Here is a 15,662-nt window from a genome sequence, read left to right on the forward strand (position 1 = left end):
ACAGGGGCCATGAGCGCCATCAGCCTGCCCTCGCCTGCCGGCTCGCGCACCAATGCTCGAAGGCCGACTTCTCCTCGGCGGACAGATGCAGGCCGTGCTTGGTGCGCCGTTCGAGAATATCGGCCGCGTCTTGCGCCCATTCCTGTTCGAAGAGGTAGTTCGCCTCGCGCTCAAAGAAATCCTTGCCGAAGCACCGCCCCAGCGCGGCGAGCGAACGGGCGCCGCCAACTACGGACGGCGTTCTGGTGCCGTAGAGCCGGCCGTAATGCTTGAGCAGCGATGCCGGCATCCATGGATACTCATTTGCGAGGTCGCCGAGAAACTGTTCGAAGTCGGCATTGGCGATGTCGCCGCCGGGCAGATGCGCCTTCGCTGTCCAGGGCTTGCCCATCTTCGGAAAGAACGGTGCGATCCTGTCCAGCGCATGCTCGGCCAGTTTGCGGAAGGTGGTGATCTTGCCGCCGAAGACGGAGAGCAGCGGCGCCCGCGCCTCCGGCGCGTCGAGCTCGAAAATATAGTCGCGGGTCACCGCACTCGGATTGTCGGCGTTGTCGTCATAGAGCGGCCTGACGCCGGAGAAGGAATAGACCACGTCGTTGCGCGCAAGGCCGCGCTTGAAATAGCGGTTGACCACTCTGATGAGGTAATCGATCTCGCTCTCATCCGCGGTCACGTCCTCGGGCCGGCCTTCGTAGGGAATGTCGGTGGTTCCGATCAGCGCGAGATCGTTCTGGTAGGGATTGATGAAGATGACGCGCTTGTCGCTGTTCTGGACGAGATAGGCCTGACGGCCCTCCCAGAACTTGGGCACGACGATATGGCTGCCCTTGACCAGGCGGACATTGCGCCTCGAGTTCTGGCCGGCAACGCGGTTGACGATGTCGTTGACCCAGGGACCGGCGGCATTGATCAGCGCGCGCGCCCGCACACTGGTCTTGATACCGGTCCTGACGTCGCGCATTTCGACGACCCAGAGGCCGCCCTCGCGGCGGGCGGCGGTGCAGGCGGTGCGGGTGAAGACCTTCGCTCCCCGTTCGGCCGCGTCGAGCGCGTTGATGACGACGAGGCGGGCATCGTCGACCCAGCAGTCGGAATATTCGAAGCCGCGCTTGAAACTGTCCCTGATCGGCGCGCCCTCGGGCGCGGTGCGCAGGTCAAGCGTGCGGGTGGCGGGCAGCCGCTTGCGGCCGCCGAGATGGTCGTAGAGGAACAGGCCGAGCCGCACCAGCCATGCCGGCCGGTCGTCCGGGCTGTGCGGCAGCACGAATCGCATCGGCCAGATGATGTGCGGCGCCGATTCCAGCAGCACCTCGCGCTCGATCAGCGCCTCGCGCACCAGGCGGAATTCGTAATATTCGAGATAGCGCAGGCCACCATGGACGAGCTTGCCCGATCTCGAACTGGTGCCTTGGGCGAGATCGTCCTTTTCGCACAGAATGACGGAAAGCCCGCGGCCCGCGGCATCGCGCGCGATGCCGGCGCCGTTGACGCCACCGCCGATGACGAAGAGGTCGACGATGTCAGGGCCGCCGCTCATCTCGTGTCCATGCCGGGTTTGCGCTCCATGGCCGTCGCTCTCAGCACGGATTGACCGGAGGCAGGCCGGCCAGGTAGCGGCGCACCTCCTCGGCGGCCTGCTCGGCGGCATAGGTCACCGTGCGCACCGAAGCGCCGGCGATATGCGGCGTCAGCGTCACGTTGGGCAGCTGCAGCAATGGCCAGTCCGATGGCACCGGCTCGACCGCGAAGGTTTCCAGCACGGCGCTGGCGATCTGCCCCGAAACAAGCGCCTCGTAGAGCGCGTCATAGTCGACCAGCGGACCGCGCGCGGTGTTGACGAAGATCACGCCAGGCTTCATCCGCCCGATTGTGTCCTTGCCGATCAGGCCGCGTGTCTCCTGCGTCACCCGCGAATGCAGCGTCACCACGTCGGAGCGCGACAGAAGATCGTCGAGCGCAACCAGTTCGACGCCGGCGTTGCGGTCCTCGGCGCTCAACTGCACATAGGGATCGCTGACCAGGACATGGCAGCCGAAGGCGCGCAGCAGGCGCACCACTTTCGTGCCGATATTGCCGTAGCCGACGACGCCGACCGTCATTTCGCCGAGTTCGCGGCCGGTGCGGTCGGCACGGTAGAGATCGCCGCGCCATTCCCCCTTGCGCAGGGCTTCGTGGCCGACACGGATCAGCCGCGTTTCGGCCAGGATGGCGCCGATGGTGAACTCAGCCACGGCGGTGGCGTTGCGGCCAGGCACGTTGACCACGGTGATGCCCTGCGCCCTGGCCGCTTCCATGTCGATATTGATCGGCCCGCCGCGCGACACCGCCACCAGCTTGAGATCAGGCAGGCGCCGCATCATGCTTTCCGACAAGGGAGCGAGCTGGGTGACGAGGATTTCGGCATCGCCGATGAAATCGACGACCTCGTCGGGATGGCCGAAATACTCCTTGACCCTGTCGAGGCCAAGTGCCGGATTGCCGAACTCCATGGGCTCGTCGGGCCAAGCCGTCTGCAATGTCCTGATATCGAGGTCGCCACTGGCGACCTTCTCGATTTTGGCGCGAAACACCTCCGGCAGCATGAAGTTGTCGCCAATGATCGCTATCTTTTTACGCATACTCGACTTCTCAATTTTCCTGCGATGTGGCCATGGCACGCCAGACCGGCCGCAAGGCCTGGTGCGCCAGCATGTAGGACGGGGTCATCCTGTCGTAGATCGCGGCAAGGTCCGGGTCGCTCGGCTCGGCCTCGCCGAGCAACGGCGTCACCCATTCGCCGACGCATTCGTCCATGGAGGCGTATTGGCCGACGCAGACCGCGGCGATCATCGCCGCGCCGGCCGCACCGGCCTCCTCACGCGCGCTGGTGCGCGTGTCGGCGCCAATGGCCGCGCCCAGGATCTTGCGGAGCGCCGGACTTCTGGCGGCACCGCCGGTCAGGCGAATTTCGCGTGGCAGCGGTCCCATGGCGGCGTAGCAGTCGCGCGCCGCGAAAGCCAAGCCTTCGAAGACGGCGCGCACCAGATCAGCGTAGCCGTGACGCGAGGAAATGCCGATGAAGCCGGCCCTGGCATTGGCATCGACGAACGGTCCCCGCTCGCCGGCTTCCGAGACGTAGGGCTGGTAGAGCAGCGAAGCCGGCCGCGAGGCCGCGATCCAGGCGTCGACCAGCGCGATCATCTCGCCATTGCTGCGGGTTATGCCTTGCGAGGCGAGAATGCCCGAGGCAAGCCCGAGCACCCAGTCGATATTGAGCGTCGCCGCCATGTTGGACTGCATCTGTGCGAACACGCCGGGCGCCGGCATCGCCATGGTGTAGCCGGTCGCCGCCTCGTTGAGCTGCACATCGTCGGGCGTCTCGGCCAGCCGCATATGCATGCCGGTGGAACCGATGATCGAGCAGCCAGGCTTGCGCTCGCGGTCGAGAAGGCCGGCGCCGAGCGCGGTGCAGACGACGTCGACATAACCGAGCACGACAGGTGTCCCGGCGAGCATGCCGGTGACGGCCGCGGCGGCCGGCGACAGTCCGGTGCTGTGCCTGGTGCCGTCGACGATCGGCGGCAGCAGGTGCCTGAGATCGGCGACGCCGAGGACGTCGAGCACATCGTCGCTATAATCGCGGGTGCGGAAGTCGCCGAAGGTGAAAGTCCCTTCGGACGGATCGGTGGCGCGCTCGCCGGTCAGCTTGAAATAGAGCCAGTCCTTGCAGTGAAAGGCGGTGGCCGCCTTGCCGAGCATTTCAGGCATGGTGCGCTTCATGAAGACGAACTGCGAGCCCTGCTGGCAGGCGGCGAGCCCGCTGCCGGTCTTTTCGAAACGGAGCCGGTCATCGGGCCGCGCGCGGATTTCCTCGACGACGCCGGCGGCGCGCGCGTCAAGCCAGAGCCAGCCCTTGGCCACCGGCTCGCCCTTGCCGTCGATCAGCCAAGTGCCGTCGCCCTGCCCGGTGACCGCAATGGCGACGGTCCGGCTGGCGAGATCGGGCACCTTGTCGGCGAGCTGGCGCAGGGTCGTGGCGGCATCGGCCCAGGTGCGCGCCAGATCCTGTTCGGCGCCGCCGCCCGACAGCGTCTCATAATGGTTCGGCGTCGCCGCCGCCGCGATCTGGCGGCCCTTCGTGTCGAAGGCGATGGACTTGATGACGGAGGTGCCGGCGTCGATGCCGATGAATATGTCGCGCATCACGCGAGCTCCATGCCGTGCGAGATGGCCTTGCCGCTCGCTTGGTCGAAGACGTGCAGGTTTTTCGGATCGATGCTGACATTGATGGGCGCGCCGAGGTCGAGCCGGGTGCGGTCATGCTCGACCAGGACCAGCGAGCCGCCGGCGAAATCGGCTGCGATGTGGGTCTGGTCGCCGAGCCACTGGTTGGCCGAGACCGTGGCCGGGACACCTTCCTTCGAGCGCCGAACCGCGTAGGGCCTGATGCCGATGACCACCCGTTCGCGGCTGAGCAACTGGTCGCGAACCGGAGCGCTGAAGGCGTCCTTGTCATAGTCGAGCGACAGCCCGTCGGGCAGCCGCAGATTGATGCGGCCGGCGGCGGTCCCGACAAAGGCCTCGAAGACATTCATCGGCGGCTCGCCGACGAAGGTGCCGGTGAACAGGTTGGCCGGGCGCTCCTTGATCCGGTCCGGCGTGTCGAACTGCTGCAGCACGCCGCCTTCCATCACCGCGATGCGGTCGGCAAGCGCATTGGCCTCGGTCTGGTCGTGGGTGACCAGGATCGCGGTCAGGCCGCGCTCCTTGATGAAGTGCTTGATACGGCCGCGCAGCACGGCGCGAAGCTGCGGCTCAAGCTGCCCCATCGGCTCGTCGAGCAGATGCAGGTCGGCTTCCCGGATCAACGCCCGCCCAAGACTGGCACGCTGCTGCTGGCCGCCGGAAATAGAGCTGGGATAGCGCTCCAATATGTCCTCGATCTCCAGCAGCTTGGCGATGCTGGCGACCTTGGCGTCGACCTCGCTCCTGGGCAGCCTTGCGGCCTTGAGGGCAAAGGCCATGTTCTCGCGCACCGTCAGCGGCGGATAGAGAGAGTAGCCCTCGAAGGCCATCGCCACATTGCGTTTGACCGGCGGCAAGGTGTGGACCTGGCGACCGGCGACCGCGATCGCGCCGCGCGAGACCTCCTCGAAGCCGGCGATCATGCGCAAGGTCGAGGTCTTGCCGCAGCCGGACGAGCCGAGCAGTGCCACGATCTCGCCCTTGCCGATCTCCATAGTCAGGCTCTTGACGGCGTGAACGCCCCTGTCGATCGGACCATAGAATTTGTCGACGCCTGAAATGGTGAGTGCGCTGGCGCTCATGCCGCTTCTCCGCTGCGCAGATTGACGATGTTCTTGGCGCCGATGCGCTCGCCACTGGCGTGATCGAACAGCAAGGCGCTCTTGCCGTCGACGGCGATATGGGCCTTGCCCTCGCTGCGGCCCGGCGTTCCGGCCGGACGCGAGACCAGGATTTCACGGCCGCGCACGGTGCGCACCAAGGTGACGATCTTCTCGTTGAGGGGCGTCTCGGCCTCGACTGTCACCGGAATGGCGCCGGGCTCGTTGTCGCCAACGAAATGCAGTGCCTCGGGCCGCAGCCCGATGATGCAGTCGCGGCCGATGGCGGTCTCGGGAGCATCGGTGAGATGGACCTGGACATTGGACAGGCCGACATAGACCCCCCTGGCATCCCGCGCGGGCTTGACGTCGAGCAGGTTGATGGTCGGGTCGCCGAACAGCCGCGCGATCTCGATGTTGGCCGGCTCGCGATAGATCTGCTCGGGCGTGCCGAGCTGCCGGATGACGCCTTGCGACATGACCGCGATGCGGTCGCCGAGCGCCATGGCTTCCTTGTAGTCCTGGGTGACGTAGACGACGGTGGCCCCGCGATCGGCGAGCAGCCGCGGCAGTTCGAGCCGCATCTCGAAACGTAGCTTGGCATCGACATTGCGCAAGGGATCATCGAGCAGCAAAAGCGGCGGCGAACCGACAAGGGCACGGGCAAGGGCCGTGCGTTGCTTCTGGCCGTTGGAGAGCGCGCGCGGCTTGTGGGAGAGCACATGGCCGATTTTCAACAGCTTGGCGACGCTCTCGACGCCGGCCTTGATCGCGCCTTGCGAGGAACGCTTGGCCTCCAGCGGCGTGGCGATGTTGTCGAACGCGCTCATATGCGGAAACAGCGCGAAATTCTGGAACGCCATGCCGACGCCACGGAATTCCGCGTCGACATCGGTCATGTCCTCGCCGCCGATGAATATTTTGCCTTCCTCGGGGTCGATGACGCCGGCGACGAGGCGCAGCAGCACCGTCTTGCCGGCGCCGGAAGGCCCGAACAGCACCAGCGTCTCGCCGTCGGCGACGGTCAGCGACAGATTGTCGAGGACGGTCTGACTCTTGTAGCGCTTGACGATATTTCTGAGTTCGAGGCTGGCCATGTCTATCCTTTCACCGCGCCGAGCGACAGTCCTTCGACCAGATAGCGCTGTGCGTAGAGGGCGAGCGCCAGCGTCGGCGTGATCGAGAGCACGATGGCCGCCGAGATCTGGCCGTACTGGATGCCTGACGAGGTGATGAAGGCGAGCGCACCGACAGTCACCGGCTGCTTGTCGGCCGAAGCCAGCACCAGCGCGAAGACGAAATTGTTCCAGGCGAAAATGAAGGCGAGCAGGCCGGCCGCCGCGATGCCCGGACCGGCGAGCGGCAGCGCGATCTTGCGGAAGGTGGCGAACCAGGAATGGCCGCCGATGCGATAGGCGTATTCGATGTCGGCCGGAATGTCCTCGAAATAGCCGCGCACGATCCACAGGATCAGCGGCAGGCAGATCAGCTGGTAGACCCAGATCAGCCCGATATAGGTGTTGGCGAGGCCGAGTTTCTGGAAATAGAGCGTCAGCGGCAACAGCACCAGCAGCGCCGGCGCGAACTTGAACGACAGCAACGTGAAGGCGATGTCCTCCGAGCCACGGAACTTGTGGCGCGCGAAGGCGTAGGCGGCCGGCACGCCGAGCAGCAGCGACACCGCAACCGAGGTCACCGACAGGAACACCGAATTCCAAAGGTTGCGCATGAAGGCGATGTCGAGCGTGCCCGCTGCGGTCATCAGCTTGCCGGTGATCAGCGCCGTGTAATTGGCGAGCGTCGGTTCGAAGATGAGCTGCGGCGGGATGCGCAGGATGGTCTCGTTGGTCTGGAACGACATCATGAAGATCCAGACGATCGGGAACATGAAGAAAATCACGACCAGCGTCAGCGCCGCGCCGCGCAGGATGCGTTCGAGCAAGGAGGTGTGTTCCATGGCCGCCTCCTATGCCTGGCCACGGGCGCGTTCGCGCAGCCGGAGCCAGTTCTTGATGAAGATGTTGGAGAGGAAATAGGTGATCGCCCACAGGATGATCATCAGCGCCGCCGAGCGGCCGACATTGGTCGACTGGAAGAAGTTGAGATAGGCCTCGACCTGGAAGACGGTCAGCGTGTCGCCCGGCCCGCCCTGGGTCATCGCGTAGATGATGTCGAACTGCTGGATGGAATCGAGCAGGCGGAACAAAGTCGCCGTCAGGATGTAGGGCGTCAGCATCGGCAGCGTGATGCGGAAGAAGACGAAGCTCCTCGGCACGCCGTCGAGGGCCGCCGCCTCGAAGGGCTGCGTCGGCAGGCTGCGCAGGCCGGCAAGCAGCAGGATCATGATGAAGGGCGTGTAGACCCAGATATCGACCAGCACCACGGTGAACAGCGCCGTCGACGGCGACGAGGCCCAGCGGAAATCCTGCAGCCCGATGAGGCTGGCGAGATAGCTCAGCACGCCGAAGCCGGGATTGGTCATCAGCTTCCACATCAGCGCCGCCAGTGCGGGCGCCGTCATCAGCGGCATCAACAGCATGATCGAGATGAAGTTGTTGAGCGTCGAGCGCTTCTGCAGCAGCAGCGCGATGGCGAGGCCCAAAAGCAGTTCCAGCACGACCGTGGTGCCGGCATAGAGCAGCGAGATCTTCAACGTGTTCCAGAACTTCGGATCGGTGAAGAAGGAGATGTAGTTGTCGCCCCAGTTGAACTGCCGCGCCCAAGGCTGGCTCAGCCGGTAGCGTTGGAACGAATAGACCACCGAGGTCAGGAACGGGATGAGGATGCCGATGCAGACCAGCAGAGCCGGCAGGCTGAGCACATAGGGCAGCACCCGCTTGCTGATCCTGAAGCCGGATGGCTTGAGCCTTTGCGATACCACCGCGGTCATCGAGCTGCTCCGTTGTTGCTGTCGCTTCGCCCTGCCGGCCGCCCAAGGGAGCAAGGCGGCCGGTCGGGCGAAATGGCGGTCACCTTTCGGCACCGCATCGCAAACATGAAAAGGTTTGACGAGGGCCGACCCGCCAAGCAGGCCGGCCCTCATTGCGACTTAACCGAGACCGGCTTCCTTGAGCTGGCCGTTGATGCTTTCGGCGAGCTTGTCGAGGCCCTCGTCGACCGGCACTTCCTTGGCCACCATCTTCTGCAGCGTCGCCGCCCATTCGGTGGTGAGGTCGAAGAACAGCGGCTGCGCGGTGAACTTGATCGAGGCGCCCGGCGCCGAGGCGTCGAACATCTCGACATAGCCGGGATAGCTCTTGTTCAGCTTCTCACGGAACATCTCGTCCTTCCACACCGATTGGCGGACCGGATTGACGAAGTCCATCTTGGTAGCGCCGAACAGCCCATGCTCCGGCCCGGAGGCCCATTGCATGAAGTACCAGGTGGCGTCCTTGTCTTTCGAGAAGTTGGACATCGCCAGCGACCAGATCCAGATGTTCGGTGTCGCCGCCTTGGCTGCCGGGTTGGCCTTGAAGCTAGCAAAAGCGAGCTTGCCGGCCATCTTGTTGTCGCCGCCATTCATGAAGTAACCGAGGATGTCGGCGTCGAAGATCATGGCCGAGGCGCCGGCGCCGAGATCGGTGCCGACCTGATACCAGGTATAGGTCGACCAGTCCTTGGGGCCGCTCTCCTGGATCATCTGAACCCATTGCTTGTGGAAAGCCTTGGACTGGGCGGTGTTCATCGCGGCCGACAATTTGCCATCGGCCGAGACGTTCAGGTCCTTCTGATCGAAATTGGCGTAGGCCGACAGGAAGCCGGGATGAATGGTCGCCCAGGAGCGCGAACCGCGCACGCCGATACCATAGACGCCACCACCGACATCCTTGGTGAGCTTGGCGGCCGCGGCCACCATCTCGTCCATGTTGCCGGGGATCTTGACGCCCGCCTTGTCGAACATGGCCTTGTTGTAGGTGATGTTGTTCTGCTCGAACCCCCACGGAATGCACCACTGCTTGGCATCATCCGAACCCAACGCGCCGCCCGGCTTGCCATTCCAGGCGCAGGAATTCTTGACGCCGGGCAGGAAGTCGTCCCAGGCATAGTTCGGGTTGGTCTTGGCCGGATCCTTGATCCATTCGTTGAGGTCGGTGATCCAGCCGGCTGGGCCGTAGGTCCAGGTCATGTAGGCGCCGGTCATGAAGGCGTCGTATTCGGGCGAGCTCGCCGACAGTGCCGCCGTCACCTTGTCGAAATAGACGTCTTCGGGGAAGACGTCATAGACGACGTTCATGCCGGTCAGCTTCTTGAAGTTCTCGAGGTCTGCGATCATGGCGTCGGCATAGGGATGCTTGTTGAGCAGGAGCTTGATGGTCTTGCCCTTGTGCGCCTGCCAGTCAAAGTCCGCGGCAAGCGCGCGGGTCTGGCCCAGGTTGAGCAGCGTGCCGGCGGTGCCGGCGGCGAGGCCCATCGCACCCAGGCCCTTGATCAGTCCGCGACGGTCGACTTGTCCGCGCAGGAAGGCGTCTATGAGGTCTTTCTCTTTCTCATGCATTTCGTCTTCTCCTCCACAGGGTAGTTTCAACTGAACTGTTGCCGGCTACCCGACCGGCGTCTCTTCCACGAGCGATCGCGCCGTCCGCTCGTCCGTTATCAGGCCCTTGAGATAGCGCCCCTCCAGCACCGACTTGATGGCACGAACCTTGATCCTGCCGCCGGCGACGGCGACGATCCGGCGGCTGGCGATATCCTCGCGCGCCAGCGCCAGCGCCCGGTTGGAGACGGTCGCCGCCACCGCCTTGCCGGCCTCGTCGAAGAAATGGCCAAGCAATTCGCCGACGCCGCCATTGCGGCGGATCTCTTCCATCTCGCCCTTCTCGATCATGCCGGTGGCGACCAGCGACGCCTCGCGTTCGGCGGTACCGATGCCGGCGAACAACAGATCGGCGGACCGCGCGAGATCGAAGACCTCGTTGATGCCCTTCTGGCCCAGCAGCACGATGCGGTCCTCCGCCGTGTTGGCGAACATCGGAACCGGCATCACATAGGCTTCGGCGCCGGTGCGTTCGGCGAGACGATGGATGACGTCATGCGGATTGGCCGAGAATTTCCGCGTCAGGCCGCCGAGCAGCGAAACGAAGCGGATCCGGTCGGTGGTGGTGCGCGGCAGATATTCGACGCAGGCGGCGAGCGTGCGGCCGTGGCCGACGCCGATCAGCGCCTGCTCGCCGCGCTCGATCTCGCGCTTGAGGAACTGCGCGCCGGCAATGCCGAGCGCCTTGAGCGGCAGGTCCTCGGAATCGAAATCCGGAACCACCTCGCAATAGTCGAGGCCGTAACGGCGGGACAATTCGTCCTCGAGCTCGACGCATTCCGACACTTCACCGTCGATATAGACCTTCACCAGCCCTTCCTGGTTGGCCTTGGTGATGAGGCGGTGGGCCTTGAGGCTGGTCAGCCCCAGCCGCTTGGCAACCTCTGACTGGGTCAGGCCGCCGGCGTAGTGAAGCCATGCGGCGCGCGCCGCCATGCTGGCGTCATCGTCGCGCAAGAGGCCGTTTCCAAAACCAACCACGTTTCCGTCCCGGTGATATTTTTATCAGTTGCTGCAAAATTTTTCACATGGCTCGATCAGAGTCAAGCGACCGCTGCGCGCAATTCACGACATGATGACCAAGGCAGGCGTCGGCCGGCCATTTGGCGATGTCAGCGCGTGGTGATGCGAAGCGGCCCTTGCGCCGTGCCTGTCAGCACCGCGGGCGTTTCAACGTTGCTTTTGGTTGCCGCTCTGGCGATGCCAAGCGGGCTTCTGGCGGCGAAGATAGTCGCGCCTCAGGCGTCAGCCATGGTGTCATCGGCCTCGGCGCGGACCAGCTTGATATCGGCCCCGGCAGCCCAGGCGCCGATATCCTCGCGACGCAGTGCCGCGGCCATCATGTCGGGAAACAGATCCGGCGTGCAGGCAAAGACGGGAATGCCGAGTGCCGCAACCGACCCGGCCATTTTGGGGTCATAACCCGGCCTGCCCTGATCGGTCAGCGCCAGGAGCACGACCACATTGACGCCCGAGCGAACGAGTGCCGCCAGCCGCTGCAGCAATTCCTGGCCATTGCCGCCTTCATAGAGGTCGGTGATCAGCACCATATGCGACTTGGTCGGCCGTTCGATGCGGTCGGCGCAATAGGCGACCGCCTGGTTGATGTCGGTGCCGCCACCAAGTTGCACGCCGAACAGCACCTCGACCGGATCGCTGAGCTCCTCGGTCAGGTCGACGATCGCCGTGTCGAAGCAGACCAGCTTGGTCCGCACCACCGGCAAGGAGGCCATCACGGCGGCGAATATCGAGGCATAGATCACCGAACTGGCCATCGACCCGGACTGGTCGACGCACAGCACAACCTCGTCCAGGTCGACCATCCGACGTTGCTGGCGCATGAAGCCGATCAATCTTTCCGGCACGATGGTCTTGTGCTCGGGCTGATAGTGGCGAAGGTTGGCCGAAATGGTGCGCGGCCAATCTATGTCGCGCTGGCGCGGGCGGTTGGTGCGGCGCGAGCGGTCGAGCGCACCGCGTATCGCCTCGGCGGTCTTCTGCTCCAGCCGTTGCATCAGCTTGGCGACGATGTCGGCGATGATCGTGCGGGCGACGTCCTTGGTCTTGGCCGGCATGACCGAACGCAGCGAGATCAGATCGGCGACCAGATTGACATCCGCCTCGATCGCCTTGAGGAATTCCGGCTCCATCAGCATCTGCTTCAAATTGAGCCGTTCGAAGGCATCCTTCTGGACGATCTGCACCACCTGCGCTGGAAAGAACGACCTGATATCGCCCATCCATTGCGCGACTTTCGGCGCCGATCGCCCCAGCCCGCCGCGCCGCTTGCGCGGATCGGCACCAGCATCGCCGGCGCCGTCGCCATAGAGCGCATCGAGTGCCGCCGAAAGCCGCTTGTCGGTCTCGGAAAGCGCTGCCGATGACGGATCATCGGCGCCGATCGCCAGGCGCCAGCGGCGCTCGCGCTCGTCGCCCGCCTGGCCGGATTCGCTCATGTCGATCCCGTCATCCATGGTCATTCTCGCCCCTGAGCAACGGCGCGAGCCGATCGAGATGCCGGCGCCACGCCTCGCCGCCATCAGGTGTTGGTGTCAGCCCGGCCGGCAGGCGTCTGGCGCGGCCGAGCACCGCTTCGATCAGCCGCCGCCGCTCCATCGAGTCGAGGTGCGAAAAGACCCGGCGCAACAGCGGCAAATGCGCGACGAATGCCTCCTCGTCGAGCGATTTGAGCCAGGCGTCCACCGCACCGCGCAAACCTTCGTCGTAAATGAGCCGCTGGCCGGCAGTGCTGAAGAAGCCCTCGAAGAACCCCGCGGCCTCGGTGACCGCCGTGCCCGGCGACAGGCGCCGCGCGATCAAGCCCGCCGCTGCTGCAGCCGATAGATGGCCGGCCTCGTAGAGCAGATGCGCGGCACATCCCGCCACCAGCGCCGTCGAGCGCAATCCGTCGAGCACGGCAGCCAGTCCGTTGCGCCAGGCATCCAGGACGTCCTGTTCCGGTTCGACCAGCTTGATCGCCTCGTCGGCCTTGCGCATGGCGCCGACCAGGGCGGAAGAAGCCTGCGCATCGAGATCACGGGCGGCATAAGGGAGTGCGATCCCGCCTTCGACAATCAGTCGCGCCAGAAGACCGGACAGGCGGGCGGTTTCGGTCTTGCGGGCTTCGCCGTAGCGGATGATGTCGGCGAGCGGCGGAACCGATGCCAGGATTTCCAGGCATTCGCTGCTGTGCGCCGCGCGTTCCTCGAGCGTCGCGAGACCGACGGTCGAGGCTTCCGACAGGTTTGCCGTGATGGCGCCTTGTACGAGTGCCGCCAAGGCATCGAGGGATGCTGCCGCGGAAATCATCTGGATCAGCCGGCCGTTGGCGGCCTTTTCGATGGTTGGGCCATGGACCAGGTTCTCGACCAGGCGAACGGCATATTCTGGCTCCCATGACAGGGTCCAGCGCTCGCGGAAGGTGCCGCGGCTGCGGCCTGCGTCGGTCAGCTTGCCCCAATGCACGCCAAGCACGTTCAGCCGGTGCAGCAAGGTCGACCGAAACAGCCCGCTTTCGCTGCGCAGGTCGACCGACAATTCGCGCTCCAGCGCCTCGGGCTTCAGCCGCGCCGCCTTCTGGTTGCGCTGCAGATCCTCGATCAGCGGCGCCAACGGGGTATCGGGCGGAATTTCGCCGACATCCGCACCCAACAGCAGTTCGGCCTCGACCAGCGCCCACAGGATGGCTTCGCCGTTGAACAAGGCGGCGATCGCGGCGTCGCGCAATTCCTCGAAGCCGGGCTTTGGCCGTTCGCGGATTACAGCCAGCGCGCGGGCCAGCCTTTCGGCTTCGATCAGCGAGGCGGTCGACACCATATGCCCCTTAGCCCTCAGCACCGCGGCGATCATGGCCAGCCACAAGGTCGCCGCGTCATGTCGGCCGCGGGTGCGCCACAGATGCTTGCACCAGCCGGGGGCGACGACGCCGGCGCCATAGCCGAAGCCAAGCGCCAGACGCGGTCCGGTCCAAGGCGCCCAGGTCATCGTGCTCTTGCGCCGGGCTAGCCCTTTCAGGAGGGCCTGATCCTCTTTTTGCGGACGTGTCGCCTGCAGTGCCGGCACATGGAAGGCGCCGCAGACGACAGCGATCGGCCCGTCGAATTCCTTGCGCGCGGCGGCGATCTCAAGCCGCATATGTGCTTCGCGTTTGGCCTCGAATTCCGCAAGCGGACCTTCGCCTTCGCGCAGTGTCGTCATCGCATCGGCTATGGCCGCGAAGATCGGCCCCGGCTCCGGGTTCTGCTCGATGATGTCTGCCCACCAGCTTTCGCCATCCTCGTAGCCGGCGGCTTGTGCCAGCGCGCCGATCGGGTCACGCAGATGCGGCGCCGTTTCGCTCTCGACCTTGGCTTCCGTTTCGTCGGCGGCAGCTTCCTGCGCATCGTCAAGCGGTGCTACCCGGGCTGATGACGGCAGGTCGATGAAGCGCAATGCCGCGTTGTTGCCAACGGCCCACAGGGCCGCCTGGTATTCCGGCGAGAACTCGGCGAACGGCCAGAAGCTTGTCGAAGCCGGATCGTCTTCGGGATAGCACAGCAGCGCCACCGGCGGCTGCATTTCGGGGCGGGCGAGCAACGGCAGCAGCGCGGAAGCATCCGCGGGCCCCTCGATCAGCACGGCGACCGGTTTCAAGTCCTGCAACGCCTGCACCAGGCTGTCGGCGGAGCCGGGCCCGTGATGGCGTATGCCGAAATAGGAAACCTCGCCCTGCGCCATGGCGTCAGATCGCTGCGTTCAAGGCCGCGTAATAACCGGCATAGTCGGGCCGCTTCTTCAGCACCGTCTCCAGATATTCCTCCAGCACGAGCTTGTCCTGCACCGGATCTTTCACGATCGCGCCGACGAGGCTGGCGGCCAGGCCTTCGGCGCCGAGCTTGCCGCCATCGAACCATGCCGCCTGGCTGAGCCCGCCGACCATGGTCGCGATCGCCTCGGCCGTGGACAGCGACCCGGATGGCGTCTTCAACGTCACCTTGCCGTCCGATGTCGCGCCCGAGCGAAGCTCGCGGAAAATGGTCAGCACGCGAGCGATCTCGTCGCCGACATTCTTCGGTACCGGCAGGTCGAGACCGCCGGCCATCTCGCCGACGCGCTTGGAGACGATCGCCACCTCCTCCGCCATGTCTTCGGGCAAGGGCAGCACGACGACGTTGAAGCGGCGCTTCAGCGCCGAGGACAATTCGTTGACGCCTTTGTCACGGTTGTTGGCGGTGGCGATGATGTTGAAGCCGCGTTGCGCGTAAATCGAGGTGTTGAGCTCGGGGATCGGCATCATCTTTTCGGACAGCACGGTGATCAGCGTATCCTGCACGTCCGAACCCATGCGCGTCAGTTCCTCGAGGCGGCAGAGCTTGCCGCCTTGCATGGCGCGATAAAGCGGTGTCGGCACCAGCGCCTCCTCGCTCGGGCCCTTGGCCAGGAGCTGTGCGTAGTTCCAGCCATAGCGGATCTGGTTTTCGTCGGTGCCGGCGGTGCACTGCACGATCAGCGTCGAGTCGCCCATGATGGCGGCGGCGAGATGCTCCGACACCCAGGATTTGGCTGTCCCGGGAACACCAAGCAGCAGCAGGGCGCGGTCGGTTGCGAGCGTCGCCACCGCGGTTTCCATCAATCGGCGACGGCCGACATATTTCGGCGTAATCGGCGTGCCGTCGTCGGCTTTTCCGCCGAGGAGATAGGTCAGCACCGCCTTTGGCGACAGGCTCCAGCCGGCGGGCTTTTGCCGATCGTCGTTACGCGCCAGCGCCTGCAACTCGCCGGCATAGGCCTGCTCGACCGGAAGACGGATGACTGCGTTCATTTGC

Annotated in this window: 12 protein-coding genes; all 12 read right to left on the bottom strand. The window is 64.9% G+C overall.

The features are described 5' to 3' along the window. Positions 1-19: 19 nt before the first annotated feature. Positions 20-1,537, bottom strand: a complete 1,518-nt coding sequence (locus tag EN804_RS21365) for a glycerol-3-phosphate dehydrogenase (RefSeq protein WP_135921240.1) — start codon at positions 1,535-1,537, stop codon at positions 20-22. Between the two features lie 40 nt (positions 1,538-1,577). Continuing rightward, on the bottom strand, positions 1,578-2,618 hold the full coding sequence (locus EN804_RS21370; RefSeq protein WP_135921242.1) for a 2-hydroxyacid dehydrogenase: 1,041 nt from the start codon (positions 2,616-2,618) through the stop codon (positions 1,578-1,580). A 10-nt stretch (positions 2,619-2,628) separates the two neighbouring features. After that, entirely contained in the window at positions 2,629-4,182 is a 1,554-nt protein-coding gene (locus EN804_RS21375) for an FGGY-family carbohydrate kinase (protein WP_135921244.1), read from the bottom strand. Next, on the bottom strand, positions 4,182-5,306 hold the full coding sequence (locus tag EN804_RS21380) for an ABC transporter ATP-binding protein (RefSeq protein WP_135921247.1): 1,125 nt from the start codon (positions 5,304-5,306) through the stop codon (positions 4,182-4,184). The genes EN804_RS21375 and EN804_RS21380 overlap by 1 nt, the downstream gene beginning before the upstream one ends. Next, positions 5,303-6,421: an ABC transporter ATP-binding protein gene (locus tag EN804_RS21385; RefSeq protein ID WP_127276379.1), complete on the bottom strand. Its 1,119-nt coding sequence runs from the start codon at positions 6,419-6,421 to the stop codon at positions 5,303-5,305. Before EN804_RS21385 ends, EN804_RS21380 begins: the two co-directional genes overlap by 4 nt. 2 nt (positions 6,422-6,423) lie before the next feature. Next, positions 6,424-7,281: a carbohydrate ABC transporter permease gene (locus EN804_RS21390; RefSeq protein WP_127276378.1), complete on the bottom strand. Its 858-nt coding sequence runs from the start codon at positions 7,279-7,281 to the stop codon at positions 6,424-6,426. Between the two features lie 9 nt (positions 7,282-7,290). Then, positions 7,291-8,214, bottom strand: a complete 924-nt coding sequence (locus EN804_RS21395; protein WP_127870623.1) for a sugar ABC transporter permease — start codon at positions 8,212-8,214, stop codon at positions 7,291-7,293. Between the two features lie 159 nt (positions 8,215-8,373). Further along, entirely contained in the window at positions 8,374-9,819 is a 1,446-nt protein-coding gene (locus EN804_RS21400) for an extracellular solute-binding protein (protein WP_127276374.1), read from the bottom strand. Positions 9,820-9,864: 45 nt separating this feature from the next. Beyond that, positions 9,865-10,839 carry a sugar-binding transcriptional regulator gene (locus EN804_RS21405; protein WP_189522188.1) on the bottom strand — a complete coding sequence of 325 codons (975 nt, stop codon included), beginning with the start codon at positions 10,837-10,839 and terminating at the stop codon, positions 9,865-9,867. A 257-nt stretch (positions 10,840-11,096) separates the two neighbouring features. After that, the gene (locus EN804_RS21410; RefSeq protein WP_127870622.1) at positions 11,097-12,332 is read right to left on the bottom strand and encodes a VWA domain-containing protein; all 1,236 of its coding nucleotides are present in this window, start codon (positions 12,330-12,332) and stop codon (positions 11,097-11,099) included. Then, entirely contained in the window at positions 12,325-14,574 is a 2,250-nt protein-coding gene (locus EN804_RS21415) for a DUF5682 family protein (protein ID WP_135921249.1), read from the bottom strand. Before EN804_RS21415 ends, EN804_RS21410 begins: the two co-directional genes overlap by 8 nt. A 4-nt stretch (positions 14,575-14,578) precedes the next feature. Next, positions 14,579-15,658, bottom strand: a complete 1,080-nt coding sequence (locus EN804_RS21420) for an AAA family ATPase (RefSeq protein WP_135865188.1) — start codon at positions 15,656-15,658, stop codon at positions 14,579-14,581. Between the last annotated feature and the right edge of the window lie 4 nt (positions 15,659-15,662).

Source organism: Mesorhizobium sp. M8A.F.Ca.ET.161.01.1.1 (assembly GCF_004792105.1).
Classification (GTDB): Bacteria; Pseudomonadota; Alphaproteobacteria; order Rhizobiales; family Rhizobiaceae; genus Mesorhizobium.

What these genes read in the sequence shown, in the direction of transcription:
- EN804_RS21375 (WP_135921244.1), bottom strand. Translation starts at nt 4,182, where the DNA reads ATGCGCGACATATTCATCGGCATCGACGCCGGCACCTCCGTCATCAAG.
- EN804_RS21390 (WP_127276378.1), bottom strand. Translation starts at nt 7,281, where the DNA reads ATGGAACACACCTCCTTGCTCGAACGCATCCTGCGCGGCGCGGCGCTG.
- EN804_RS21415 (WP_135921249.1), bottom strand. Translation starts at nt 14,574, where the DNA reads ATGGCGCAGGGCGAGGTTTCCTATTTCGGCATACGCCATCACGGGCCC.
- EN804_RS21370 (WP_135921242.1), bottom strand. Translation starts at nt 2,618, where the DNA reads ATGCGTAAAAAGATAGCGATCATTGGCGACAACTTCATGCTGCCGGAG.
- EN804_RS21420 (WP_135865188.1), bottom strand. Translation starts at nt 15,658, where the DNA reads ATGAACGCAGTCATCCGTCTTCCGGTCGAGCAGGCCTATGCCGGCGAG.
- EN804_RS21410 (WP_127870622.1), bottom strand. Translation starts at nt 12,332, where the DNA reads ATGGATGACGGGATCGACATGAGCGAATCCGGCCAGGCGGGCGACGAG.
- EN804_RS21365 (WP_135921240.1), bottom strand. Translation starts at nt 1,537, where the DNA reads ATGAGCGGCGGCCCTGACATCGTCGACCTCTTCGTCATCGGCGGTGGC.
- EN804_RS21400 (WP_127276374.1), bottom strand. Translation starts at nt 9,819, where the DNA reads ATGCATGAGAAAGAGAAAGACCTCATAGACGCCTTCCTGCGCGGACAA.
- EN804_RS21380 (WP_135921247.1), bottom strand. Translation starts at nt 5,306, where the DNA reads ATGAGCGCCAGCGCACTCACCATTTCAGGCGTCGACAAATTCTATGGT.
- EN804_RS21385 (WP_127276379.1), bottom strand. Translation starts at nt 6,421, where the DNA reads ATGGCCAGCCTCGAACTCAGAAATATCGTCAAGCGCTACAAGAGTCAG.
- EN804_RS21395 (WP_127870623.1), bottom strand. Translation starts at nt 8,214, where the DNA reads ATGACCGCGGTGGTATCGCAAAGGCTCAAGCCATCCGGCTTCAGGATC.